At 71.4% G+C, this 25,337-nt stretch carries 23 protein-coding genes; 11 read left to right on the top strand and 12 right to left on the bottom strand.

What is annotated here, in order from left to right:
- The first annotated feature begins 24 nt into the window (after positions 1–24).
- Entirely contained in the window at positions 25–705 is a 681-nt protein-coding gene (locus STRTU_RS21695; RefSeq protein ID WP_033266590.1) for a response regulator transcription factor, read from the top strand.
- 6 nt (positions 706–711) lie between these two features.
- Positions 712–1,959 carry an ATP-binding protein gene (locus STRTU_RS21700; RefSeq protein WP_269777379.1) on the top strand — a complete coding sequence of 416 codons (1,248 nt, stop codon included), beginning with the start codon at positions 712–714 and terminating at the stop codon, positions 1,957–1,959.
- Between the two features lie 36 nt (positions 1,960–1,995).
- Here the strand turns inward: STRTU_RS21700 and STRTU_RS21705 are convergent, their stop codons facing one another.
- A complete protein-coding gene (locus tag STRTU_RS21705; protein ID WP_159745323.1) occupies positions 1,996–2,505 on the bottom strand; it encodes a GtrA family protein in 510 nt (169 codons plus the stop codon).
- A 134-nt stretch (positions 2,506–2,639) separates the two neighbouring features.
- Positions 2,640–3,065: a hypothetical protein gene (locus STRTU_RS21710; RefSeq protein WP_246241003.1), complete on the bottom strand. Its 426-nt coding sequence runs from the start codon at positions 3,063–3,065 to the stop codon at positions 2,640–2,642.
- Positions 3,066–3,229: 164 nt separating this feature from the next.
- Here STRTU_RS21710 and STRTU_RS21715 point away from each other — a divergent pair, with 164 nt between their 5' ends.
- The 3 genes from STRTU_RS21715 to STRTU_RS21725 all read left to right on the top strand — a co-directional run bounded on the left by STRTU_RS21715 (position 3,230) and on the right by STRTU_RS21725 (position 6,209).
- On the top strand, positions 3,230–4,423 hold the full coding sequence (locus tag STRTU_RS21715; protein WP_269777380.1) for a 5-(carboxyamino)imidazole ribonucleotide synthase: 1,194 nt from the start codon (positions 3,230–3,232) through the stop codon (positions 4,421–4,423).
- Between the two features lie 110 nt (positions 4,424–4,533).
- The gene (gene purE / locus STRTU_RS21720; protein WP_159747133.1) at positions 4,534–5,037 is read left to right on the top strand and encodes a 5-(carboxyamino)imidazole ribonucleotide mutase; all 504 of its coding nucleotides are present in this window, start codon (positions 4,534–4,536) and stop codon (positions 5,035–5,037) included.
- A complete protein-coding gene (locus tag STRTU_RS21725) occupies positions 5,034–6,209 on the top strand; it encodes a dipeptidase (protein WP_159745325.1) in 1,176 nt (391 codons plus the stop codon). Before purE ends, STRTU_RS21725 begins: the two co-directional genes overlap by 4 nt.
- Before the next feature lie 61 nt (positions 6,210–6,270).
- Here STRTU_RS21725 and STRTU_RS21730 read toward each other — a convergent pair whose 3' ends face one another.
- Positions 6,271–6,639 carry a VOC family protein gene (locus STRTU_RS21730; protein ID WP_159745327.1) on the bottom strand — a complete coding sequence of 123 codons (369 nt, stop codon included), beginning with the start codon at positions 6,637–6,639 and terminating at the stop codon, positions 6,271–6,273.
- Between the two features lie 74 nt (positions 6,640–6,713).
- Between STRTU_RS21730 and STRTU_RS21735 the strand changes: the two genes are divergently transcribed.
- Complete coding sequence (locus STRTU_RS21735) at positions 6,714–7,268, top strand: CGNR zinc finger domain-containing protein (RefSeq protein ID WP_167539184.1); 555 nt, start codon at positions 6,714–6,716, stop codon at positions 7,266–7,268.
- An 11-nt stretch (positions 7,269–7,279) separates the two neighbouring features.
- Here the strand turns inward: STRTU_RS21735 and STRTU_RS21740 are convergent, their stop codons facing one another.
- Positions 7,280–8,620: a UDP-glucose dehydrogenase family protein gene (locus STRTU_RS21740; protein WP_159745329.1), complete on the bottom strand. Its 1,341-nt coding sequence runs from the start codon at positions 8,618–8,620 to the stop codon at positions 7,280–7,282.
- A gap of 210 nt (positions 8,621–8,830) precedes the next feature.
- Between STRTU_RS21740 and STRTU_RS21745 the strand changes: the two genes are divergently transcribed.
- A complete protein-coding gene (locus STRTU_RS21745; RefSeq protein WP_159745331.1) occupies positions 8,831–10,006 on the top strand; it encodes an acyl-CoA dehydrogenase family protein in 1,176 nt (391 codons plus the stop codon).
- Positions 10,007–10,069: 63 nt separating this feature from the next.
- On the opposite strand, the gene STRTU_RS21750 is transcribed toward STRTU_RS21745, so the two are convergent.
- Positions 10,070–11,401: an LCP family protein gene (locus STRTU_RS21750; RefSeq protein ID WP_159745333.1), complete on the bottom strand. Its 1,332-nt coding sequence runs from the start codon at positions 11,399–11,401 to the stop codon at positions 10,070–10,072.
- Positions 11,402–11,674: 273 nt separating this feature from the next.
- Between STRTU_RS21750 and STRTU_RS21755 the strand changes: the two genes are divergently transcribed.
- A complete protein-coding gene (locus STRTU_RS21755) occupies positions 11,675–12,229 on the top strand; it encodes an acyl-CoA thioesterase (RefSeq protein WP_159745335.1) in 555 nt (184 codons plus the stop codon).
- On the opposite strand, the gene STRTU_RS21760 is transcribed toward STRTU_RS21755, so the two are convergent.
- The 3 genes from STRTU_RS21760 to STRTU_RS21770 form a co-directional block, all read right to left on the bottom strand.
- A complete protein-coding gene (locus tag STRTU_RS21760; RefSeq protein ID WP_159745337.1) occupies positions 12,180–12,761 on the bottom strand; it encodes a VanZ family protein in 582 nt (193 codons plus the stop codon). The genes STRTU_RS21755 and STRTU_RS21760 overlap by 50 nt on opposite strands.
- Positions 12,762–12,799: 38 nt before the next feature.
- Positions 12,800–13,258, bottom strand: a complete 459-nt coding sequence (locus tag STRTU_RS21765) for a hypothetical protein (protein WP_159745339.1) — start codon at positions 13,256–13,258, stop codon at positions 12,800–12,802.
- A 91-nt stretch (positions 13,259–13,349) separates the two neighbouring features.
- Positions 13,350–14,822: an LCP family protein gene (locus tag STRTU_RS21770; protein ID WP_443098477.1), complete on the bottom strand. Its 1,473-nt coding sequence runs from the start codon at positions 14,820–14,822 to the stop codon at positions 13,350–13,352.
- A 352-nt stretch (positions 14,823–15,174) separates the two neighbouring features.
- Between STRTU_RS21770 and STRTU_RS21775 the strand changes: the two genes are divergently transcribed.
- Positions 15,175–16,206 (top strand): glycosyltransferase family 2 protein, encoded by a 1,032-nt coding sequence (locus STRTU_RS21775; protein WP_159745343.1) that lies wholly within the window; start codon positions 15,175–15,177, stop codon positions 16,204–16,206.
- A 191-nt stretch (positions 16,207–16,397) separates the two neighbouring features.
- Here STRTU_RS21775 and STRTU_RS21780 read toward each other — a convergent pair whose 3' ends face one another.
- From STRTU_RS21780 to STRTU_RS21795, 4 genes are all read right to left on the bottom strand, one after another.
- Positions 16,398–18,089, bottom strand: coding sequence for an LCP family protein (locus STRTU_RS21780; protein WP_159745345.1), 1,692 nt, complete (start codon positions 18,087–18,089; stop codon positions 16,398–16,400).
- A 67-nt stretch (positions 18,090–18,156) separates the two neighbouring features.
- The gene (locus STRTU_RS21785; RefSeq protein WP_159745347.1) at positions 18,157–19,923 is read right to left on the bottom strand and encodes an LCP family protein; all 1,767 of its coding nucleotides are present in this window, start codon (positions 19,921–19,923) and stop codon (positions 18,157–18,159) included.
- Between the two features lie 222 nt (positions 19,924–20,145).
- A complete protein-coding gene (locus tag STRTU_RS21790; RefSeq protein ID WP_159745349.1) occupies positions 20,146–21,372 on the bottom strand; it encodes an LCP family protein in 1,227 nt (408 codons plus the stop codon).
- A gap of 162 nt (positions 21,373–21,534) precedes the next feature.
- Entirely contained in the window at positions 21,535–22,296 is a 762-nt protein-coding gene (locus STRTU_RS21795) for a TIGR03089 family protein (protein WP_159745351.1), read from the bottom strand.
- 129 nt (positions 22,297–22,425) lie between these two features.
- On the opposite strand from STRTU_RS21795, the gene STRTU_RS21800 reads away from it, so the two are divergent.
- A complete protein-coding gene (locus STRTU_RS21800; protein WP_159745353.1) occupies positions 22,426–23,796 on the top strand; it encodes a peptidoglycan recognition protein family protein in 1,371 nt (456 codons plus the stop codon).
- A gap of 392 nt (positions 23,797–24,188) precedes the next feature.
- Positions 24,189–25,271, top strand: coding sequence for a mannose-1-phosphate guanylyltransferase (gene manB, locus STRTU_RS21805; RefSeq protein ID WP_159745355.1), 1,083 nt, complete (start codon positions 24,189–24,191; stop codon positions 25,269–25,271).
- Positions 25,272–25,337 lie beyond the last annotated feature (66 nt).

Consider the following 25,337-nt stretch of genomic DNA (forward strand, 5'->3'; position numbering starts at 1 on the left):
AGTACATCGGACTACCATCGGGCCATGACCCGTGTACTGCTCGCCGAGGATGACGCGTCCATCTCGGAGCCGCTCGCCCGCGCACTGCGCCGCGAGGGTTACGAAGTCGAGGTGCGCGAGGACGGCCCGACCGCGCTGGACGCCGGTCTCCAGGGGAACATCGACCTTGTCGTCCTGGACCTGGGCCTGCCCGGGATGGACGGCCTGGAGGTCGCCCGCCGGCTGCGTAACGAAGGCCACTCCTTCCCCATCCTGGTGCTGACCGCCCGCGCCGACGAGGTGGACACCGTGGTGGGCCTGGACGCCGGCGCCGACGACTACGTCACCAAGCCCTTCCGGCTCGCCGAACTCCTCGCCCGCGTACGGGCCCTGCTGCGCCGCGGCTCCACCGCCGAGCCCCAGCAGCCGCCGGCCACCCACGGGGTGCGGATCGATGTCGAATCGCACCGCGCCTGGATGGGGGAGGAGGAACTCCAGCTCACGGCGAAGGAGTTCGACCTGCTGCGGGTGCTGGTGCGGGACGCCGGACGGGTCGTCACCCGTGACCAGCTGATGCGCGAGGTCTGGGACACCACCTGGTGGTCCTCCACCAAGACGCTCGACATGCATATCTCCTGGCTGCGCAAGAAGCTCGGGGACGATGCCGCCAACCCCCGTTACATCGCCACCGTCCGCGGAGTCGGCTTCCGCTTCGAGAAGAGCTAGGGGCCCGTGCGCCGCCGCCTGATCAACTCCACGCTCGCCGTGGTGCTCGTCGTGATCGCCGTCTTCGGGGTCTCGCTCGTCATCGTCGAGACCCGCACCATCCAGGCCGGTGCGGAGGAGAGTGTGGCCTCCGAGGCGATCCGGCTCGTCGGGATAGTGGAGAGCCGGCTGGGCAGCGGCGAGAAGATCACCCCGGACATCCTCTCCGAGCAGATCACCGCCAAGCGGTACGCGCGGATCACGGTGCCCGGCAAGCCGCCCATCGAGATCGGGCAGCGGCCCTCGGGCCATGTCATCGAGAACCGGCAGCGCGGCGACCGCGGTGAGTCCGTCACGGTCCAGGAGTCCCGCTCCATGGTCAGCGCGGAGATCGGCCGGACGCTGCTGGTCATTCTCGCCGTCGCGCTGCTGGCGATCGTCGCGGCGGTGATTCTGGCCGTCCGCCAGGGCCGCCGGCTGACCGCGCCGCTCACCGACCTCGCCGAGACCGCCGAGCGGCTGGGCTCCGGCGACCCCCGCCCGCGCCACCGCCGCTACGGCGTCCAGGAGCTGGACCGGGTCGCCGATGTGCTGGACGCCAGCGCGGAGCGGATCGCCCGGATGCTGACCGCCGAGCGGCGGCTGGCCGCGGACGCCTCCCACCAGCTGCGGACGCCGCTGACCGCGCTGTCCATGCGGCTGGAGGAGATCACCCTCACCGACGATCCGGACACCGTGAAGGAAGAGGCCACCATCGCGCTGGCGCAGGTGGAGCGGCTGACGGATGTCGTCCAGCGGCTGCTGACCAACTCCCGGGACCCGCGCAGCGGCTCCGCGGTCGCCTTCGATCTGGACGAGGTGGTCAAGCAGCAGATCGAGGAGTGGCGCCCGGCCTACCGCAGCGCCGGACGGGCCATCGTGTGCTCCGGCAAGAAGGGCCTGCGGGCCGTCGGCACCCCCGGCGCGGTCGCCCAGGTGCTGGCCACCCTGATCGAGAACTCGCTGATGCACGGGGACGGGACGGTCGCGCTGCGGACCCGGGTCACCGGCAATCAGGCGGTCGTCGAGGTCACCGACGCCGGGCCCGGGGTGCCGGTGGACCTCGGCGCGCGGGTCTTCGAGCGGACCGTCTCCGGCCGTAACTCCACCGGTCTGGGGCTGGCCGTGGCGCGGGATCTGGCGGAGGCGGACGGCGGACGGCTGGAGCTGCTCCAGCAGCAGCCGCCGGTCTTCGCGCTGTTCCTGGCCCGGGAGGCGGAGCCCGCCGAGGAGTGAGCGGCGGGCGCACGGCGGGGCCGGGGTGGCCCGGGGCTACTTCCGGGAGGCGCTGCGCGGCCGCCGGGAGCCGTCGGCGAGGAAGGACTCCGCCGTCTCTATGGCCGCGCGCGCGGGCAGCGTACGGAAGACCCAGGTCCGGTAGGACCAGAAGCGGAAGAGCGTGGCGACGCCGATGCCGAGGAACTTGAAGATGTTGCTCTGCAGCGGGCTGTCCCAGTGGAAGCCGTAGGTCGCGACATAGAGCAGACCGTTCTCGATCACCAGGCCGACCGCGCTGAAAAGCAGGAAGAGCGTCAGCTCCCGGGTGCGGCCCCGCTTGTCGCGGTCGCGGTAGGTGAAGTAGCGGTAGCCGAGGTAGTTGGTGCCGGTCGCCACGACCGTCGCGATGATGCTGGCCCGGACGACGGGCACCTCGGTCAGCTGCCGTACGAGGTTGAACACCGCGAAGTTGACCACGACCCCCGCGCCGCCGACCGCGCCGAACTTGACCAGTTCACGAGTGAGCGCCGCCAGCCGCAACCGCAGTGCGCTCGGTTCACTCATGGTGATCGTTCAGCTCCCCGTCGTGGGTGTCCGCGGGCCGTCGACCCGGGACCGCTCCCTCATGCTAACCACGCCCCGATGAGGGCGCCTGCCACATGACGGGTCCATGGGCAACCCCCGGCGGGCCGTCCGGGTCAGCCGACGGTGACGCGGAAATTGAGGCTCCGGGCGCCCGGTTCGTCGGCCGCGCCGGGGCCGCAGCGGCGGCAGCGCAGCAGCCGTAAGTCCGTACGGCCCGGGTGGACGGCCTCGAAGGCGAGGTAGCGGGCGGGGCCGGCCGGCGGCGGACCGCCGGTGGCCCGGTGCCCGCCGGCGGCTTTGAGGACGGCCGGGTCGGGGCGCGGCTCGGCGATGATCCAGCGGTAGCCGCCGGCCGGGTCGTCGGCGACCCGCACGCTGAAGCGGTCACCGGGGGAGACCGCGATCTCGGTGTCGTCCGCGTCATAGACCTCCGGCGCGGACAACTGGCTGAAAACGGAGTGCAGGGCGATCAGCAGCGCGGTGATCGCGACCACGATCACCAGCGTCCTGGTGCCCCTCGATATGCCGCTGTGCTCCATCCGGCCTCCCCTTGTGCCGGGCCCGCTCCGGGCGCCGGTCCCGCAGCCCGGCCCGCGTACCGGGGCCGGAGTCGATCTTCCCTCGGCGATCTTCGAACGTGCGAACTCGGAGGATCATCCAAGCCGGTATCGGGGCAGCGGAGCCGGGCGGATACCCTGGGGGCGTGACATTCCCGGTAGTCGGCATGGTCGGCGGCGGTCAGCTCGCCCGTATGACCCACGAGGCGGGTATCCCCCTCGGCATCAAATTCAAGCTCCTCAGCGACACCCCGCAGGATTCAGCGGCTCAGGTGGTCGGTGATGTCGTCGTTGGCGACTACCGCGATCTGGACACGCTGCGCGCCTTCGCCCGTGGCTGCGATGTGATCACCTTCGATCATGAGCACGTTCCCACCGAGCACTTGCGGGCACTGGAGGCCGACGGCATCCCCGTCCGGCCCGGTCCCGACGCTCTGGTGCACGCCCAGGACAAGGGGGTGATGCGGGCGAAGCTGGACGCGATCGATGTGCCCTGCCCACGGCACCGCATCGTCTCCGACCCCGAGGACGTGGCGCGCTTCGCGGCCGAGATCGGCGGGGGCGGCGCGGAGCGCCTCGGTGAGGGGCGGTGGTCGGGCGACGGGTCGGGCGGCTTCCCTGTGATCCTCAAGACGGTTCGCGGCGGCTACGACGGCAAGGGTGTCTGGGTCGTACGATCCTCCAAGGAGGCCGCCGAGCCGTTCCGCGCCGGGGTGCCCGTCCTGGCCGAGGAGAAGGTCGATTTCGCCCGCGAACTGGCGGCCAATATCGTCCGCTCCCCGCACGGCCAGGCCGTCGCCTACCCGGTCGTGGAGTCCATCCAGGTCGACGGCGTCTGCGACACCGTGATCGCCCCGGCGCCCGGCCTCGACTCCGAGCTGGCCGGCCAGGCCCAGGAGCTGGCGCTGCGCATCGCCCAGGAGCTGGGGGTCGTCGGACATCTGGCCGTCGAGCTCTTCGAGACCACCGACGGCCGGATCCTCGTCAACGAGCTCGCCATGCGCCCGCACAACTCCGGCCACTGGACCCAGGACGGCGCGATCACCTCGCAGTTCGCCAACCACGTCCGTGCCGTGCTCGACCTCCCGCTCGGCGATCCGCGCCCGCGCGCCCCCTGGACGGTGATGGCCAACGTCCTCGGCGGCGACTACCCCGACATGTATTACGCGTACCTCCATTGCATGGCGCGGGACCCGCAGTTGAAGATCCATATGTACGGGAAGGACGTGAAGCCCGGCCGTAAGGTCGGCCACGTCAACACCTACGGCGACGACCTGGCGGATGTGCGCGAGCGCGCCGCACACGCCGCCGGCTACCTGCGAGGAACGATCACCGAATGACGACCGGAACTCCCCCAGCTGCCGCTGGGAGGTCCCCCCAGCCCGACCCCCGCCCCGCATCCAGCGCCGACGCATCCCCCGCCACCCCGTCCCCCGTGGTCGGCATCGTCATGGGCTCCGACTCCGACTGGCCCGTCATGGAGGCCGCCGCCCAGGCCCTCGCCGAGTTCGAGATCCCCTACGAGGTCGATGTCGTCTCCGCGCACCGCATGCCGCGCGAGATGATCGCGTACGGCGAGGAGGCGGCGGACCGCGGCCTGAAGGCGATCATCGCGGGGGCCGGAGGCGCCGCCCACCTCCCCGGCATGCTCGCCTCGGTCACCCCGCTCCCGGTCATCGGCGTCCCCGTCCCGCTGAAGTACCTGGACGGCATGGACTCCCTGCTGTCCATCGTGCAGATGCCCGCCGGGGTGCCGGTCGCCACGGTCTCGGTCGGCGGCGCCCGTAACGCCGGACTGCTCGCCGCCCGGATCCTCGCCGCCCACGACCCCGAACTCCTCGGCCGGATGCGGGAGTTCCAGCAGGAGCTGAACGACCAGGCCACCGAGAAGGGCAAGCGGCTGCGCAGCAAGGTCGCCTCCCCGACCGGCTTCGGCTTCGGCGGCGCCAAGTGAGCTCCTCCCTGGACGCCGCCAGGGATCTGCTCGCCCGCTGGCCCGTCGTCGACGGCCACAACGACCTGCCCTGGGCGCTGCGCGAGCAGGTCCGCTACGACCTCGACCGGCGCGATATCGCCGCCGACCAGTCCGCGCACCTGCACACCGATCTGCCGCGGCTGCGGGCCGGCGGCGTCGGCGCGCAGTTCTGGTCGGTCTACGTCCGCGCCGACTACGCGGGCGACAAGGCCGTCACGGCCACCCTCGAACAGATCGATGTGGTCCGGGAGCTGGTCGCCCGCTACCCCGGCCAGCTGCGTCTCGCGCACACCGCCGACGACATGGAGGCGGCCCGCACCGAAGGCCGGATCGCCTCCCTCATGGGCGCCGAGGGCGGCCACTCCATCAACAACTCGCTGGCCACGCTGCGTGCGCTGTACGAGCTGGGGGTGCGCTATATGACGCTCACCCACAACGACACCATCGACTGGGCGGACTCCGCGACCGATGCGCCGCGCCACGACGGTCTGTCGGCCTTCGGCGAGGAGGTCGTCCGGGAGATGAACCGCTGCGGGATGCTGGTCGACCTCTCGCATGTCTCAGCCGACACCATGCGCGACGCGCTGCGCGTCAGCACCGCGCCGGTGATCTTCTCGCACTCCTCCGCCCGTGCGGTCTGCGACCATCCGCGCAACATCCCCGACGATGTGCTGGCGCGGCTGGCCGCCAACGGGGGCGTCGCGATGGCCACCTTCGTCCCGAAGTTCGTGCTGCCGGCCGCCGTCGCGTGGACACAGCGCGCCGACGAGAACATGCGCGCCCACGGGCTGCACCACCTCGACACCACCGAGGCGGGCATGACGGTCCAGCGGGCCTTCGAGGCGGCCAACCCGCGGCCGAAGGCGACCGCGGCGACCGTCGCGGACCACCTCGACCACATGCGGGAGGTCGCCGGCGTCGACCACATCGGCATCGGCGGCGACTTCGACGGCACCGCGTTCACGCCGGACGGCCTGGCCGATGTCGCGGGCTACCCGAACCTGATCGCCGAGCTGATGGACCGCCGGTGGTCCGAGGAGGATCTGGCGAAGCTGACGTGGCGCAACGCGGTGCGGGTGCTGCGCGGCGCGGAGGATGTGTCCCGCGCGGAGCGAGCGTCACGTGGGCCGTCCCACATGACGCTTGGTTGAGCCTTTCCCACGTTTTTCGGCTGCCCCGCCGCAGGCGCAGCGGCGGGGCACGCCGGAGGGACTACTTGAGGCACAGACAGAACGGGTGCCCGGCCGGGTCCAGGTAGACCCGCCAGTCGCGGAGCTTCTCGTCGGTCTGGACGAGCTTCGCGCCCAGGGCGAGAACCTTGCGTTCCGCCTCGTCGATGTCCGCGCGCGCCACGTCGAAGTCGAGATGCAGCTGTTGCGGGACCTCCTGGCCGGGCCACCGCGGTGGGCGGTAATCGGCGACCGCCTGGAAGGCAAGCGTGCGGCCGGCCGGTCCGGCGATCTCGATCCACTCGTCGTCGCCTCCCGTTACCTGCCAGTCGAGCATCTCGGCGTAGAAGTTGGCGAGCGCCCGGGGGTCGGGGCAGTCCAGTGCGACGACGCCGAGCTTGATCTGGCTCATGGCGTTACCTCCTCATTACTCCAGCCGGTAACTGCGTTACCGCATCATGGCCGGGTATCGGTAACGTGGCAAGGGTGGCATCCCGAACAGCTCCGGATTCCCTGCGGTGGGTGCAGGATCTGCTGAACACGCTCGATATCGAGACCGGCGAGGACGCGCTGACCGCGGACGGCGGCCCCGGCGGCTTTCTGCGTGCGCACGGGGTGCCCGAACCCGGCCCGGGGCGCGGTGAGTTGGGCGAGTTGCAGGAGCTGCGGGAGGCGCTTCGGGAGGTCTGCCTGGCGCACACCGCCGGCACCGCCGTCCCGGAGCCGGCCGCCCGGACACTGGACCGGCTGTTCGCCGCGGCGCCGCTCGTGCTCGCCGTACGGCCCGACGGGGGCGCGGCGCTGCGCCCGGCCGCCGGGCTCGGTGGCGCGGCGTACCTCACCGCCCGTATCGCGGCGGGCATCGCGACGGCGGTCGCCGACGGGACCTGGAAGCGGCTCAAGGCATGTGAGGCCCATGACTGCCGGTGGGTCTTCTACGACCGGAGCCCGGCCGGCCGCAGCCGCTGGTGTTCCATGGCGGTCTGCGGCAGCCGGGCGAAGATGCGGACGTATCGCGCCCGGCGCGCGGAGTCCGAGTAGCCGGGGCGGGGTTACGCCTGGGGGCGGCCCAGGGCGCGGTAGGTCCAGCCGGCCTTGCGCCACAGCGCCGGGTCCAGCGCGTTGCGGCCGTCCAGGATGCGGTGCTCGGCGACCACCTCGCCCAGGGCCGCCGGGTCCAGCTCACGGAACTCGCGCCACTCCGTCAGATGCAGCACCGCGTCCGCGCCGCGCACCGCCTCCAGCGCGGTGTCCGCGTACGCCAGCGTCGGGAAGAGCCGCCGGGCGTTCTCCATCCCCTTCGGGTCGTACACCGTCACCTGGCCGCCCTGGAGATGGATCTGGCCGGCGACATTGAGCGCGGGGGAGTCGCGGACGTCGTCCGAGTCCGGCTTGAAGGTCGCGCCCAGTACGGCGACCCGCTTGCCGAGGAAACCGCCGCCGACCGCGTCCCGGGTCAGCTCGACCATGTGGCCGCGGCGCCGCATATTGATCGAGTCGATCTCGCGGAGGAACGTCAGGGCCTGGTCGGCGCCCAGTTCACCGGCGCGTGCCATGAAGGCCCGCAGGTCCTTGGGCAGACAGCCGCCGCCGAAGCCGATACCGGCCCGGAGGAACTTCTTGCCGATCCGGTCGTCGTGCCCGATGGCCTCGGCCAGCTTCACCACATCGCCGTCGGCCGCCTCGCAGACCTCCGCCATCGCGTTGATGAAGGAGATCTTGGTCGCCAGGAAGGAGTTGGCGGAGGTCTTGACCAGTTCGGACGTCGGGTAGTCCATGACGATGAACGGGGAGCCCTCGGCGATCGGGGTGGCGTACACCTCACGCAGCAGCGTCTCGGCCCGCTCGCCCGCCACGCCCGCGACGATCCGGTCCGGGTGCAGGGTGTCCTTGACGGCGAAGCCCTCGCGCAGGAACTCCGGGTTCCAGGCCAGCTCGGCGGCCTCGCCCGCGGGGGCGGCGGCGGCCAGCCGCGCGGCGAGCCGGGCCGCGCTGCCCACCGGCACCGTCGACTTGCCGACCACCAGCGTGGGCCGGGTCAGATGCGGGGCGAGCGCGTCGAAGGCGCTGTCCACGTAGCTCATGTCGCAGGCGTACTCGCCGTGCTTCTGCGGGGTGTTCACGCAGACGAAGTGGACGTCGCCGAAGGCCCCGGCCTCCTCGTAGGAGGTGGTGAAGCGCAGCCGGCCGCTCGACCCCTCGATCCCGGCGACATGGCGGCGCAGCAGCTCCTCCAGACCGGGCTCGTACATCGGGACCTCGCCCCGCTGCAGCATCTCGATCTTCTCGGGGACCACATCGAGCCCCAGCACCTCGAAGCCGAGCTCAGCCATGGCCGCGGCGTGGGTGGCGCCGAGGTAGCCGGTGCCGATCACGGTGATCTTGAGGGGCATGGACGCTCCAGACGCGTACAGAGGAAAACGGCGCTGACCGAGCATAGTCGGGCACCAATGAGCCCACTCCAGCCGTTCACCGGGTGCGCGGGTAACTGTCGGCAACCTCACGTATCCGCAGGCGGGACGGGGCGCCTAGAATCCGGGGAGGTATTGGGTTACTTAACGGTAGTTAGCACTTGCAGTCAGCTCACAGGGGAGTGAGAAACCTTGGCGGGAACCGCTGATTTCGATCTGTACCGGCCGTCCGAGGAGCACGACATGCTCCGCGAGTCGGTGCGCTCGCTCGCCGAGGCGAAGATCGCGCCGTTCGCGGCCGCGGTGGACGAGGAGGCCCGCTTCCCCCAGGAGGCGCTCGACGCGCTGGTCGCCAACGACCTGCACGCCGTCCATGTACCGGAGGCATACGGCGGTGCCGGTGCCGACGCGCTGGCGACCGTCATCGTCATCGAGGAGGTCGCCCGCGCCTGTGCGTCGTCCTCGCTGATCCCGGCGGTCAACAAGCTCGGCTCGCTGCCGGTGATCCTCTCCGGCTCCGAGGAGCTGAAGGCGAAGTACCTGGGCCCGCTGGCCAAGGGCGACGCGATGTTCTCGTACTGCCTGAGCGAGCCGGACGCCGGTTCGGACGCGGCCGGTATGAAGACCAAGGCCGTCCGCGACGGCGACCACTACATCCTCAACGGCGTCAAGCGCTGGATCACCAACGCGGGCGTCAGCGAGTACTACACGGTGATGGCCGTCACCGACCCGGAGAAGCGCTCCAAGGGCATCTCGGCCTTCGTCGTCGAGAAGGGCGACGAGGGGGTCTCCTTCGGCGCCCCGGAGAAGAAGCTCGGCATCAAGGGCTCCCCGACCCGCGAGGTCTACCTCGACAACGTCCGGATCCCCGCCGACCGCATGATCGGCGCGGAGGGCACCGGCTTCGCCACCGCCATGAAGACCCTGGACCACACCCGCATCACCATCGCGGCCCAGGCGCTCGGCATCGCCCAGGGCGCCCTGGACTACGCCAAGGGCTATGTCCAGGAGCGCAAGCAGTTCGGCAAGCCGATCGGTGACTTCCAGGGCGTCCAGTTCATGCTCGCCGACATGGCCATGAAGGTGGAGGCGGCCCGCCAGCTGACCTACGCCGCGGCCGCCCGCTCCGAGCGGATATCGGCCGGCGGCAAGGGCGAGGACCTGACGTTCTTCGGCGCGGCGGCCAAGTGCTACGCCTCGGACGCGGCCATGGAGATCACCACGGACGCCGTCCAGCTGCTCGGCGGCTACGGCTACACCCGTGACTACCCGGTCGAGCGGATGATGCGGGACGCCAAGATCACCCAGATCTACGAGGGCACGAACCAGGTCCAGCGGATCGTGATGGCGCGCAACCTGCCCCAGTAAGCGCCCGCGAACGGCAGAGGGCCCCGGACCGCAGCGGCGGTCCGGGGCCCTTCGGGTGCCCGGTCAGCTGCTGCTGACCGTGACCTTCTCGTCGTTGTTGAGCTGCTGCACCAGCTGCTGGAGCTTGGTCTTGTCCCAGACCAGGTTGCCGGCGTTGCTGCCGGAGACCGGCATGTTCATGGACTTGCCCTCGCCGCCGGTGACGCCCTTCATCGCGAAGAACATCTCGCCCAGGCTCCAGAGGCTCATGTCCTTGTCGACGATGAGCGTGTCCAGGCCGGCGCTCATGGTCGGGTAGAGCGTGAAGGGGTTGAGGACGGTGGCGGGGGTGGCGGTCTGGCTCGCCAGGGTCGCCAGGAACTTCTGCTGGTTCTTCGTCCGGTCCAGGTCCTGCTGCGCGAAGGCGTGCCGGGTGCGGACGTAGGCGAGCGCCTGCTGGCCGTTGAGGGTCTGCTTGCCGGCCGGGAAGTCGGCGCCGGAGTCCTTGTCCTTGATCGCCTTGGGGAGATCCATCTCGACGCCGCCGATGGCGTCCACGATGTTGGCGAAGCCCGCGAAGCCGATCTCGACGTAGTGGTCGATGTGCAGCTTGGTGTTGTACTCGACGGTCCGCACCAGCAGCTCCGGGCCGTCCTCGGCGTAGGCCGCGTTGAGCTTGGTGTGCCGCCCGGTGCCCGGGTACTTCTTGCCGGAGTCCGAGCCGACGAAGGAGGGTATCTCCACGTCCGAGTCACGCGGCAGGGATATCAGCGTCGGGCCGTTGCTGCCGTCGTGCAGGATCATCATCGAGTCGGTGCGCTTGCCCTCGGCGGAGCCGGTGTGCAGCTTGCGCTTCTGCGCGGCGGTCATGCCCTCGCGGCTGTCCGAGCCGACGATCAGGTAGTTCGTGCCGTCGCCGGTCTCCGGCCGGTCGATGACCTTGCTCAGGTCGACCTTGCGCTGGAGCTGGCCGTCGGCCCAGAAGTAGGTGGCGACGGAGGTGACCGCCAGCACGGCGGCCAGGGTGATGACCGTCCACTTGATGCGCTTGCCCCACTGGGGGCGCGGCCGGCCGGGCCCGCCCGCACCGTAGCCGTCGTCGTAGCGGGCACCGCCGCCGCGGCCACCGCCGTAGACCTGGCCGGTGTTGTAGCCGTCATATCCGTCGTCGTAGCCCTGGGGCTGCTGCGGTGGCACGGCCGCGCCCCCGCGCGGGGACATCGACGGCGGCAGCGGAGGCTCGTTCCGCTGATAGCCGGGGCCTGCGTCGCGCCGCACGTGAGGCATGGCGCGCGCACCCTCCGGCTCGGCACTGCCGCTGCCGTGTCCGTACCGGTTGCCGCTCTGGTCGCCGGACCACCTGCCCCCATTCTCGGCTCCGCTCGAACGGGAGGTGCCCCCTTGCCACTGATTCATAGGAGGAAGTGTGCATGCCGCGGCGGGGTGCTCCATAGACCGGGTGCGGGATCGGGCCAGTGCTGTTGCAGAGCTGATGCAAAGCGACGGCGGCCTTCCGCCGCATACCGCAAGGGGACATGACCATTCCGACCTGCACGAATGGAAGCAACCATTCCGGATGGTTTCCGGCTGGGGTCATGAGACCTGTGTCACGGACCTGCGCAAACGGCGAGACCAGTCTCACGACCGGAGTGGGGTGGGGCCCTACGAGTGCCGCTTAGGCTGGATTCCATGACCGAACTCGTCACCGACACCCCCGAGGACGAGGTGGTGGGCAAGCCCACTTCCGTGTCCCGGATCACGCTCAGCCACATCATGACGGCCGGGGACACGAACCTCCTGGGAACGGTGCACGGCGGCGTGATCATGAAGCTCGTCGACGACGCGGCGGGCGCGGTGGCCGGACGCCACTCCGGCGGGCCGGCCGTGACCGCCTCCATGGACGAGATGGCCTTCCTCGAACCGGTCAGGATCGGCGACCTCGTGCATGTACGCGCCCAGGTCAACTGGACCGGGCGCTCCTCGATGGAGGTCGGCGTACGGGTCCTGGCCGAGCGCTGGAACGAATCCAGCCCGGCCCAGCAGGTCGGCTCCGCCTACCTCGTCTTCGCCGCCGTCGACGAGCAGGGCAGGCCGCGCCGGGTGCCGCCGGTGCTCCCCGAGACCGAGCGGGACAAGCGCCGCTACCAGGAGGCGCAGATCCGCCGGACACACCGCCTCGCCCGGCGGCGCGCGATCATGGAGCTGCGCGAACGGCGCGCCGCGGAAGGCCTCGACGACGCATAGCGGCCACCCCGAGCTGCGCGGCCAGCGCCAGCCCGGTGCCGATGACGGTGCCGGCCGCCGCGCAGAGCACATCGTCGATATCGGCGATCCGCCCGGCCCGCATCAGCAGCTGCGCCGTCTCGATGAGCAGGCACAGGCCCACGCCCAGCAGGAAGGTCAGAGCGGCCGACGCACGCGGGGCGGCGAACCGCAGCAGCAGCGGTGCGGGCACGAACAGCGCGGCATTGGCGATCTGCCGCCGCACCAGCATCGCCAGCTCCCCCGGCTCCAAAGGGGCGCCCAGGTCGAACAGCCCCTCACCGGGGCGCCACCACACCGTCGCGTCCCCGGAGCCGATGGGCTGGCTGGGCGCGAGCGTCGCCAGCAGGAACAGCAGCAGCCAGCCGGCCAGCAGCGCGCGGGCCGTGGTGCGCGGTGCGCCGCTGTCGGGGGCGAGCGCCGTCCACAGGGCGAGCGCCCCCGCCGCCGCCAGCGCGAGGACCAGGAAGAGCGTCACCGAGGTGGGGGTGATGCCCAGCACAACCTGCCACACAGTGCGCCCCTTTCAGGACATCGCAAACATCCCGGACATCAACTACAGCTCCACTTCGTCACATAGAGCGTCTCGCCCCGCTCCATGACGCCCCGGATGCACTCATCCGCGAGCATCTCCACCCGGCCGCTCAGCCCGACCGCGCCGCCCTGGGTCCGCCGGGTGCCGAACCAGCCCGGGAAGGCGGTGATCCGGTCGTTCTTCCGCTGGTAACCGAGCCGCACGATGATCTCGTCGAGCCCGTCCGCCGCCCCGTTCCGCCGATAGCTCGCGGTGTACGTCCCGTCGGCCCCCACCGGCCCCTGCAAGCACAGCTGGCCGCGCACCAGGTCCCCGCAGCCGGTCGGCTCGGGGGGCGCCGGCGGCGACGCGGCGGCGGTGCCCGCCACCAGACACAGCGCGGCGACGGCCACCGTGACCCGGCGCGCACGGCAGCGGGCGTCCGGACGGCGCACGGGCGGCCGGGGGAGGGTGCGGCGGGGCGCGGGAACACTCATGCCGAGGCCCCGCTCAGCCCGCCCCCGCAGGCCCGGGGCCCGCACCTCCCGCTGAGGCGCTCCCCGCGCTCACCGCCCGCACCGCGCTCGCTCATGGGCACACCGCCTCGTCCCCGGTGATCGCCGTGATCCCGCCCGGTTTCTGCGGCGGCTCCTCGGCCCGTACCCGCCGCACCGCCGTATGGCCCTGCCCCACCGTCACCTGCATCACCGGACCCCGGCCGGCCGCCGGCCGCAGCTCGGCGCCGGGCAGCGCGGCGGCCAGCGAGCGGGCCGAGCGGTCCCAGCGCGGGTCGTAGCCGATGACCGTACGGGGCACCTTGCCGAGGGCGGAGTTGCCGGGGACGCCGGTGGTGGCGAAGCCGGTGGCGTGCAGCTCCCCGGCCACCGTGGCGGCGAGCCCGGCCCGGTCGCTGCCGTTGTCGACCCGCACCTGGACCTGGCCCGGCGGAATGTCCACGACCCGGGCCGACGGCTCCTTCCGGTCCCGGGGCATGGTGATCGGCTGGTCCTCGCGGATCGCCCGGAACAGCTTCGGCGCCTGCACCGGATCCCAGCGCACGGTCGAGCCGACCCCCGGCACCGGCTGCTCCACATTGCCCAGCGGCACGGACGTGAACTCCGAGGACGACGGGGTGAAGCCGCGCATCGCCTGCCCGAGGTCGACCAGGTCGTTGGCCCCGAAGCCGGAATCGGCCCGTACGGACCGGAGCATCGTGTCGGCGACATCCCTGAAGCGGATGGGGTTCATCAGCACTCCGGAGGAGGTGATCTTGTGGATGAGGGCGGCCAGGAAGCGCTGCTGGCGCTGCATCCGGCCGAGGTCGGCGGAGCCGTCGACATGCCGCGCGCGCACGTACTGCAGCGCCTGCCCGCCGTTGAGCCGCGATTTGCCGACCGGCAGATCCAGCCCCGTGAAGCTGTCGCGCAGCGGCCGTACGGTGCAGATCTCCACCCCGCCGACCGCGTCCACGCTGCGCATGAAGCTGGTGAAGTCGACCTCCAGGTAGTGGTCGATATGCACCCCCGTCATGTGCTCGACGGTCCGCACGGTGAGGTTGGGGCCGCCCTCGGCGTAGGCCGCGTTCAGCTTGATGGGGTGCTGGGCGCGCTGCCGGCCGGTCACGGCGTCCGTGTGCGCGGGGACCTCGGCGTAGGAGTCGCGGGGCAGGCTGATCACGCTGGCGCGGTCCCGGTCGGCGGAGAGATGCACCAGCATCAGGGTGTCGGTGCAGTGACAGGGCGCGCCGCCCAGGTGGTACTTCTGCTTCTCCGCGGCGGTGAGCCGGTCCCGCCCGTCCGTGCCGACGACCAGGAAGTTCAGCCCGTCGCCGCCCCCGGGCCGGTTGCTCATGCCCTGGAAGGCGTCCACCCGGCCGATGCCGCTCTCCACCCCGGTGACCACGGCGTGCCCCACACCGCTGGCGGCCAGCAGCAGCACCGAAACGACGGCGCCGATCCGCAGCCCCCAGCGCGTGCCCGGCGGGCGCCGGTGCACACCGGGCCGGGCGGCCTGGCGCCGGGCCGGGCGGGGGGAGCGGAACGGCGCGGTCACGGGGGACACCTCCGCGGCTGTACGGGCGTGAGCGGGGCCCGCAGGGGAGCGGGGCGGCACGGGAACGGAGCAGGAGGGGGGCTGCGGGCAACGCTGGGAACTACGGGCAACGCCGGGAATGCGGGCAGACGGGAAATGCGGGCAGACGGGAATGCGGGCGCATCGGGATCAATCGGACGAGGACACCGTAGGTCCATATGATCGGTGGCACAGCACCACACGCCGGGCATCCGGCACCCGGCCACCCGGCTGCGTCCGGGGGCATCCCCCATTCGCGGTAACGTGAGGCGCGATTCTGCAGTCTCCCGGCGGGCGCTGCCGTCGCTGGCGGCTCCGCCGCGGGCCGTACCCCCGAGGAACCATGCCGCAGCAGCAGCCCCCGGCCGTCTCCGTGATCATGCCGGTGCTCAATGAGGAACGTCACCTGCGCAATTCGGTCCGGCACATCCTGGAGCAGGAGTACGCCGGTGAGATGGAGGTGGTGATCGCCCTCGGCCCGTCCACGGACCGTACGGACGAGATCGCCGCCGAGCTCGTCGCCGAGGACGCCCGGGTGCACACGGTGCCCAACCCCACCGGCCGTACCCCCGCCGCGCTGAACGCCGCGATCAAGGCGTCCCGGCACCCCATCGTGGTGCGCGTCGACGGCCACGGCATGCTCTCGCCGAATTACATCGCCACCGCCGTGCGCCTCCTGGAGGAGACCGGCGCGGCGAATGTCGGCGGCATCATGCACGCCGAGGGCGAGAACGCCTGGGAGGACGCGGTCGCCGCGGCGATGACCTCCAAGATCGGTGTGGGCAATGCCGCCTTCCACACGGGCGGGCAGGCCGGTCCCGCCGAGACCGTCTATCTCGGGGTGTTCCGGCGCGAGGCGCTGGAGCAGCAGGGCGGCTACAACGAGGAGTTCATCCGCGCCCAGGACTGGGAGCTGAACTTCCGGATCCGGGAGGCCGGCGGGCAGATCTGGTTCTCGCCCGAGCTGAGGGTGCAGTACCGGCCGCGGCCGAGCATCAAGGCGCTGGCCAAGCAGTACAAGGACTACGGCAAGTGGCGCCATGTCGTCGCCCGCTACCACGCCGGTTCGATCAACCTGCGCTATCTCGCGCCGCCGACCGCGGTGTGCGCCATCGCGGCGGGCCTGGTGGTCGGCGCGGCCGTCACCCCCTGGGGCCTGATCGTCCCGGCCGGCTACCTGGCCGCCATCACCGCGGGTTCGGTGCCGGCCGGCAAGGGCCTGTCGCTCAAGGCCCGCGCCCAGATTCCCGTCGCCCTGGCCACCATGCACATGGCCTGGGGCGCGGGCTTCCTGACCAGCCCCCGCTCGCTCGCCAGGAAGGTCATCGCGAGCCGGCGGCCGGCGGTGATGGCCGGGACGGCGGACGCGGAGTAGAGCGTGACCCGCACCTCCCCTCTACACCCGCCCACCCCCCGAAGGGGGGTGGGCGGCGGGGAAAAAAACCTACAGGGGCGCCGCGCAACACCAGCGCGGCCGCCACGCGGCCCCAAGGCCGCCGCCATGCGGCGCCAAGGCCACCGCAACGCGGCCCCAAGGCGCAGAACCCGCCCTGAAGCCGCACCCCCCTAAAACGAGTAAGCCGGATTCACCTTCATGCACGCCTTGGTGTCGTCACCGTTGAGCGCGTCCGCGCTGTCCGGCGCCTTGTCCTCGCCCTTGTCGTCGCCCGGCTGCTTCGGGTAGGTCGCGCCGGTACGCCAGTCGTTGCCGACCACCAGCCGCATCCCGGTGGCCGAACTCGACTCCCGGACCGCTTCCTTGGGGAGCCCGAGCGCCTTCGCCAGCGCCAGCGCGTCGCCCCGCCGGGCCTTGTCCCCGTACGTGATGGTGGTGTCGGCCTGGGTGGTGAGCGCGGAGTCGGTGCCGGCCGAGGTGTAGCCCAGACCGGACAGCTTCTGCTGGATGACCGCCGCGCGGCCGGAGACGGGACCGTTCACCGTGCTGTTGGTGCCGTTCTGCACGACAACCTTCAGCTGGTCCTTGGGCGTTGACGGCTTGGGGGCCGGGGCGGGCTTGTGCTTCTTGTCCTTGCCGTCCAGCGCGGTGTCGTTGCGCAGCAGCCCGAAGGTCGCCTCCGCGTCGCCGGGCTTGGGCATGACATACGACTCGTCGGGGCTGTACTGCCAGGGCATGGTGACCATGGTGATGCGCTTGGTCGGCACCCGGCTGAGATCGCCGCCGAGGTCGTAGAGCTTCTTGACGGTGTCGAGGCCGTCATCGACGGTCAGTGCCTTGGTCGCGGCCTCCGCCAGATCGCGCAGCTCCCCGGGGTTGGTGAGCTTGGCGTCCTTCTTCAGCTGGCGGACCATCGAGTTCATGTACATGTGCTGGGCCTTGGCCCGGCCGATGTCGGTGTTGTCCTCGAAGCCGTAGCGGGTGCGCAGCCACTGCAGGGCCTGGACGCCCTTGACGGAGTGGACGCCCTTGGTGAGCTTCAGCCCGCTGCCGTGGCCCTTGCTGTCGTGCGAGTAGACGTTGTTGTCGACGCAGACGGGGACGCCGCCGATGGCGTCCGCCATGTCCACCACGCCGCCGAAGTCGACCATCATGAAGTGGTCGATGTAGATGCCGGTCAGCTCCTGCCAGGTGGCGAGGGTGCAGCCCGGACCGCCGTGCTGGAGCGACTGGTTGATGGCCCCGGAGGTCTGCGGATAGACCTGATGGGTCTTCGGGTCGGTGCACTTGGGGATCGTCACCCGGGTGTCGCGCGGGATGGAGATCACCGACATGTTGCTGCGGTCCGCGGAGACATGCAGCAGCATCTGCACATCGGCCAGCGGTTTGCGGTCCGCGTCCTGGCGGGCGCCGCCGAGCTCGATGTTCTTGGCGTTGTTCCGGCCGTCGGAGCCCAGCAGCAGGATGTTCAGCGGGCTCTGACCGAACGCGTTGGGGTCCGGCTTCTGCAGGCCGCCCCCGCCCAAGGACCGGGGGGCCTTGCGGAGGTTGCCATTGAGGTGCTCGTAGTACCAGTACCCGGCACCCGCGCCGCCGACTATCAGGACGGCGAGGGCGAGGGCCGTCCACCGCAGCGCCTTGCGGCCCTTACGGGGACGTGCCTGCCCCCCGCCGGGGTGCCCGCCGCCCTCGGCCTCCCCTTCCGCGGCGGGCCCGGCGCCGTCTTCCGGAGGCGTCCAGCCGGGCGCGTCCGGGGGCAGCCCCTTGTCCTCGGAGAAGTCGCCGTCCCCCCGGCCCGCTTCCGGTGTTTCGGGTTGGCGTCTCCGACGCGCCCGATCACCACGCACACTGCTCTGACCCATGCGGCCCTCTCCCCATTTTCCCGGCGGTGCGCTCGGCGCCTCGGCGGGGCGGCCGGATCCCGCTAATTCACTTTGCGCAGATGTTCTTGTCATCTGCATTGACGTTCTGAACCCCGTCCGGGGTTTCCGTCGGTGCCTCGATCGGTGAACCCGGAGCCTTGAAGTCCTTGCCGAGGACCAGCTTCATCGGCTGACGGTCGCCCGCGTTCTGGCCGGACTTCTTCAGTGCGCTCTTGGGCAGGCCCATCCAGTCGGCCAGCGCGGCGGCCTGGTCGGCCTGGTTCGGCGCGTATTCGAGGCGGGTGGCGGCCAGCTTCGACGGCGCGTTGCCGGCGTTGGTGGAGAGCTTGGCTCCCTTGGTGTTCTGCAGCCAGTCCACGGTCTCCTGGGCCGAGCCGATCGGCCCGCCGCCGTTGGTGACATCGACGCGTACCCGCTCGGCCGGTGCCTTCTTGACCGGCGCGGACTTCTTGCCCTTGCCCTTCTTGCCCTTGGCCAGGGTGTGGTCCGCCCGCACCATCGCGAACAGCGGGTCCGCCTTGGCCTTGTCCATGATGACGGTCGCCGGGTCCTTCGGGTTGTCCAGCACCGGCACGGTGGCGAAGGTGACCTTGTCGATGTCGACCTTCTTGAGGTCGGTACCAAAGTCCAGCAGCTTGCTCGCGGTGCCGATACCGGTGTCGACGGTGAGCGCCTTGGTCGCCGCCTGGCTGACGTCGTAGAGCTTGCCGGGGCTGCTGAAGGCGCTGGACTTCAGCTTGCGGATCAGCGAGCTGAGGAACTGCTGCTGCAGCTCGATACGGCTGAGGTCGCTGCCGAAGCCGACGGTGTGCCGGGTACGGACGAACGCCAGCGCCTGCTCGCCCATGACGGTGTGCCGGCCGGCCTTCAACTTCAGGTGCGACTTGGGGTCGTTGATGTCCTTGCCCGCACACACCTCGACGCCGTCCACCGCGGTGGACAGCTCCTTGACGGCATTGAAGTCGGCCATCATGAAGTGATTGATCTTCAGCCCGGTCATCTTCTCGACGGTGCGCCAGGTGCAGCCGGGGTCCCGGTTCTCCTGGCCCAGGCTGGTGTTGAAGCGCACCCCGTGCTCACCGGGGATGTTCTTCGTCGAGCCGTCCTTCTGCTTCGTCGGACAGGTCGGGATGTCCGTGATCATGTCGCGCGGGATGCTCATCGCGGTGGCGTTCGTACGGTCCTTGGAGATGTGCATCAGGATCGTGGTGTCCGCGTGCCCCACGCTCCCGGCGTCGCCGTAGCCCCCGTTGCCCTTCCCGGAACGGGAGTCGGTGCCGATGATCAGGAGATTCACCGGGCCCTCGGACACCGCGTCGTTCTCCACGCCGACGTCCACCTTGCTGATGTTGCCGTCCAGCTGCTGGTAGATGACGTACCCGGCACCGCCGACGGCGACGAGGACGAAGCCCACCGCACCGGCGGTCCAGTGCAGCGCCCGCTTCTTCCCCGACTTCTTCGGCTTGCGCTTACGGCGGCTCGCCGGGCCGGCCTCCGCCGCCATCGCCGCACGGCTGCCCGCCGCCCGGCGGGCCGCCCGTCCACCGGCGGGGCGCTCGCCGTCGCCGTCCGCGCCGCTCTCGCCCCGCGCATCGCGCTGGGTCGGCAGCGGCCGGGTGTCGGTGTCGCCGCCCTCGGCGTCCCGCTTACGGGCGGCGCGTCTGCCGGCCGCCGAGCGGCCGGCGGGCCGAGCGGCGGCTTGACCGGCAGCGTCAAGCTGCAGTTCGTAGTTGCCGGTGTCCGGATCGAACACCCACTGATCGGCGGGATCGACGTTGTTGTCGCCCGCCCGCCCACGGCCTTGCGCGTCCACGGTGCCTTGAGTCCTCCGTCGATGCCACGCGGCGCCATCCCCTCAAGGCGCTCGGTCGGTCGATCGTGCATTGCAGGTCTTCGGTCAGCTTGGTCGTGCGACCGGATCGCTCACACTATCCGCCCAGTTCAGCGCCCCGCGACGCCCGTGACAAATTCCACTGACCTACAACTGGGCAATCCGCCCAATCCCTTCGAGTCGTCTGCTTACTTTGCGGCATCTTTATTCGCAGATCCCGCGTTCCGCCGTCGTCCCGGGAAACGTCGGACCCGAACTCGGCGAGGGCGCGGACGGTGAGTCCGGCCGGCCGTCCGAAGATCCGTTTCCGGTGCGCACCGGTTCCTCCCCGGCGTTCTGCGGGGGCCGCACAGCCACCGGAAGATCGCTGTGCAACTGCGCGAAGAGCCGCCCGGCGTCCGGCTGTCGCAGCTCATCGCGATTGGGATCCAGGTGGTACTCCTGCCGCGGCACGGTCATGAACTGGATCCGGTCGGTGGGAATGCGACGGGTGCTGCGCACCAATTCGTAGAGCCCCTTCAGGGAAGCCAGTGCGGTGTCCGTGGTCAGAGAACTCGTCGCGGCATCGAGCACCGGATACAGCCGGGTCGGATTGAGCAGTACACCATTGCTCTGCACTTTCTTCACGAGTGCGGCAAGAAATCGCTGTTGCCTCTCCATGCGCTGGGTATCGCTGCCGTTCCCCAGACTCTTCCGCGCCCGTACGTAACCCAGCGCGTCCTCACCGTGCAGGGTCTGCCGCCCGGCGGGCAGGGTCAGATGCGCCTCGGGATCGTGGACCGGCCGGGGCAGACAGACCTCGACGCCGTCCACCGCGTCCACCATCTTCGTGAAGCCGACGAAGTCGATGATCAAGTAGTGGTCGATACGGATCCCGGTCAGCTTCTCGGCCGTACGGATCGCGCAGGCCGGGCCGCCGGCCGCGAACGCCGCGTTGAACTGGTCCGGCCGCGGCTCGGTCTCCGTGCCGTCCGCGCGCAGGCAGTGCGGCACCTCGACCATCAGATCGCGCGGGATGCTCACCGCGGTGGCGCTCTTCCGGTCCGCCGCGAGATGCAGCAGCATCGTCGTGTCCGAGCGCTGGCCGCGGCTGTGGCCGTATTTGCCGTTGCCGCCCTTACGGCTGTCGGAGCCGATCAGCAGCACGTTCTCGGCGTTCGGCGGGCCGGCCGGCGGCCGTTCGGACTCCCACTTCCGCAGCTCCCGCTCGGTGGCGCTGTCGGTCTGGATATTGCCGTTGAGCTTGGCGTACACCGCCCAGCCGATACCGCCCCCGGCCAGCACGAAACCGGCGAGCGCGACCGCGGCCAGGCGGCGCCAGTGCCTCCGGTGCGGCGGCCCCGGCCCGTCCCTTCCGGGCCCCCCGGCCGGGCGCGCGGCCCAGCCGGCGAACCTGGGGGGCTCGGGGGTATCGGTCACGTGTGCGTCCATCCCTCACGGAGTCGGCGTCGCGCCCGCACGCAGGGCCCGGACAGATCAAGAGACGGACGAAACCCGCGCATGGTTGTACGTACTCAAGATCCTGGCCCTAAACGGACGCACCGGCCCGCCCGGGGGTGGCTCCGGTCCGCCGGACGAGGGAGCGCCGCCCGCTCAGTGCGGCAGCGGCGCCCGGAACGTGATCTTCTCGCTGTGCTCACGGTCGGCCGCGGCCTCGGCGCCCAGCCGGTCCAGATGGCGGCACAGCACCACGGAGCCGCCGGTCGCCAGCGGCGCGTACAGCCCGTACGACAGGCCCCGCCAGGTGTCGTAGCCCAGCCCCGACAGCACCCGCGGCGCCGCCGGCAGCCCGGCCGCGCCCGCGTCGGCCAGCGCGCGTTCCACCGTGCCCGCCCCGGTCAGCTCCTCGCCGCCGACGGCCAGCGCCGGGGCACCCGCGTCCACCGGTGCGAACGGCGCGAAGCGGTCACCCTGGCCCGGCACCTCGACGGCATAGTCCGCGAAGCCCGCCGGCGGCTGCGGGAAGCGGCCGCCCAGCGGGCGCAGCGCCAGCGCCACCCGCTCCCCGGAGCAGGCCCGCGCCGCCTCGATCCGGTCCGGCCCGGCGACGACGAGATCGGCGGCGGCCGGATCGCCGTCCACCTCCGCCACCACGCCCACGGACGAACAGGCCAGCAGCCAGACGGCGGTCTGCCAGTGCGCGGGCAGCAGCAGCGCGAGCCGGTCGCCGGGCTCGGCGGCCAGATCGCCCTGGAGGTAGTTGGCGGTCTTGGCCACCCAATTGGCGAAGGTCGCGACGGACAGTTCCACGCGCTCGCCGGTGGCGTCGTCGTAGAAGGTCACCAGCGGGCGGGCCGGGTCCGCGGCGAGCGCGGAACTCAGCAGGTCGGCGGGGGTGCGATCGGTGGCGTTCATCGCGGCCAGGGTACGCGCGGCGGCCGCCGGCGGCGGGCCGGGCCCGGCGGGCCCACGCCACCGGATCGGCCGATGCCCCATCAGACCACCGATGGCGCGTTCGCCCCGGCCATGTCCAGGATTTTGTCCATGCGCCCCTTCCTTGCGACCTGCCTCGGAGCCGTGTGCACCGCCGCCCTCGCGCTGCCCCTCGCACCGACGGCCGGTGCGAGCGCCGCCCCTGTCGCCGCGCCGGGCCCCGCCCCCGCCGCGCAGCGCCCCGCCCCCTCCGGTGAGCTGCCGGGCAGCACCCAGTCCCTGCCGGTGGCGGTGCTCGGCGCACCCGCCCCGCGCCCCGACGCCCGGGACGCCACCCCGGCGCCCGCGCCCCAGTCACTCGGCCTGCCGGCCCGCGCCGTACGGCCCTTCTCCCTCCTCGGGGTCGTCTGGGACGACGCCGCCGCCGAGCTGCGCGGCAGGGTCCAGGTCCGCACCCGTGCCACCGGCAGCGGCGACTGGTCCGGCTGGCGGGACGTACAGGTCCACAACGACGACGCCCCCGACCTCGGGTCCGCCGAGCGGCGCAACGGCGCGGTACGCGGCAGCACCGCGCCCCTGTGGGTCGGCGACTCCGACGCCGTCCAACTACGCATCACCCCCGATGCCGTCCGGCACCGCGCACGGGCCGTCCTCCCGGGCGGACTTCGGCTGGAACTCGTCGACCCCGGCGAGGCGCCGGGCGCCGTCCGCGCCGCTCCCGCCGACCCCCCGGCTCCGCTCACCTCCGAGGACACCGCCGCCTCCGCCGCCAACACCAAGCTCGCCCCGCTCGGCGCCACCGAGATCCCGGCCCTCGACCAGGCCGCCTCCCTCGCCGACCTCACCGCGGTGGAGGGGGCACCGCCGGGCCACACCTATGTCGGACCCCGCCCCCGGATCGTCACCCGGGCCGGCTGGGGCGCCGACGAGCAGCTGCGCGAAAAGGCCTTCACCTACACCCGTACCGTCCGCGCCGCCTTCGTCCACCACAGCGGCTCGGGCAACGACTACGACTGCGCGGAGGCCCCCGCGCTGATCCGCGCGATGTACCGCTTCCACGTCAAGAGCAACCACTGGCGGGACATCGGCTACAACTTCCTCATCGACAGGTGCGGAACGGTCTACGAGGGCCGCGCGGGCGGCGTCGCCAAACCCGTCATGGGCGCGCACACCCTCGGCTTCAACAGCGACAGCACCGGTATCGCCGTCCTCGGCACCTTCACCGACGACGAGCCGCCGCAGCCCGCCGTCGAGGCCATCGCCCGCCTGACGGCCTGGAAGCTCGGTCTCTACAGCGTCGACCCGCGCGCCACCATCAAGATGCTGTCCGGCGGCGGAAACCGCTTCCCCAAGGGCACCAAGGTCCCCCTGCACGTCATTTCCGGCCACCGGGACGGCTTCACCACCGACTGCCCCGGCGTTCACCTCTACGACAAGCTCGCCGCCACCCGCCGCGCCGCGGCCTCCCTGCAGGGCCGCTGATCCGCTTCCGTCCGAACAGGACGGCTCCTTCCGGGTTTGCACGGGTCTGTCACGGCGCAGATTGCAGGGACCACAACAGGGACCACAACAGGGGCCACGGCAAGAACGACAGCACGGGACCACGACACGGATCGCAGCAAGGACCGCAACACGGACCGCAACACGAGCCGCAGCAAGGGGCCATCACGGACCACAGCCCGAACCACACCCCGGACCACTGAACCCTTCCTGCCGTTGAGGCGTCCTAGCCGCCACGACGTCCGCCCGCCCCGCCTGCCCCCTCGCGTGGCCTGAACGGCACGGCGGAACCCCGCCGCCGGGCCGCCCGGGTGCCCGTCTGCCTACACTGGTCGGCCGATCGGCCGACCCCAGCAGGAAGCAGAGAAGACAAGGTGACTGAAGCGATCCTCCTGGTCGGCGGCAAGGGAACCCGGCTGCGCCCGCTGACGGTGCATACGCCCAAGCCCATGGTCCCGGCGGCGGGCGTGCCGTTCCTCACCCACCAACTGGCCCGCGCACGGGCGGCCGGAGTCGAGCACATCGTCCTGGCCACCTCCTACCTCGCCGAGGTCTTCGAGCCGTATTTCGGCGACGGTTCGGCGCTCGGCCTGCACCTGGAGTACGTCACCGAGCAGGAGCCGCTGGGCACCGGCGGTGCCATCCGCAATGTCGCCTCGCGGCTGCACTCGGCCCCCGACGACCCGGTGCTGATCTTCAACGGCGACATCCTCACCGGCCTGGACATCGCCGCCCTCGTCGGCACCCACCGCACCTCCGGCGCCGATGTCTCCCTGCACCTCACCCGGGTCGAGGACCCGCGCGCCTTCGGCCTGGTGCCCACGGACGACACCGGCCGGGTCACCGCCTTCCTGGAGAAGCCGCAGACCCCCGAGGAGATCGTCACCGACCAGATCAACGCGGGCGCCTACGTCTTCAACCGCTCGGTCATCGACACCATCCCGGCCGGCCGCCCGGTCTCCGTCGAGCGTGAGACCTTCCCCGGCCTGCTGGCCGACGGCGCCCACCTCCAGGGCATGGTCGACTCCACCTACTGGCTCGACCTCGGCACCCCGCAGGCCTTCGTCCGCGGCTCCGCCGACCTGGTCCTCGGCCGCGCCCCGTCCCCGGCGGTGCCCGGCCGCTGCGGGGACCGGCTGATCCTGGAGACCGCCGAGGTCGCCACCGATGCCAAGCTCACCGGCGGCACCGTCGTCGGCCCGCGCACCGTCATCGGCGCCGGCGCGGAGATCGACGGCAGCGCCGTCCTGGAAGGCGCGGTCATCGAGCCGGGCGCCCGGATCAAGGACACCCTGATCGGCGCCGGGGCACACATCGGGGCCCGTACGGTCCTGGACGGCGCGGTCATCGGCGACGGCGCACGAATCGGCGCCGACAACGAACTCCGCGACGGCATCCGCATCTGGTGCGACGCCGCCATCCCGGCCGGTTCGGTGCGCTTCTCATCCGACCAGTAGCGGGAGGGGTGCGGGCCCGCCCCACGGCCCCCACCCCCCTGTCACCCCCATCCCCTAACCTGGCCG

It is taken from the genome of Streptomyces tubercidicus, assembly GCF_027497495.1.
Classification (GTDB): Bacteria; Actinomycetota; Actinomycetes; order Streptomycetales; family Streptomycetaceae; genus Streptomyces; species Streptomyces tubercidicus.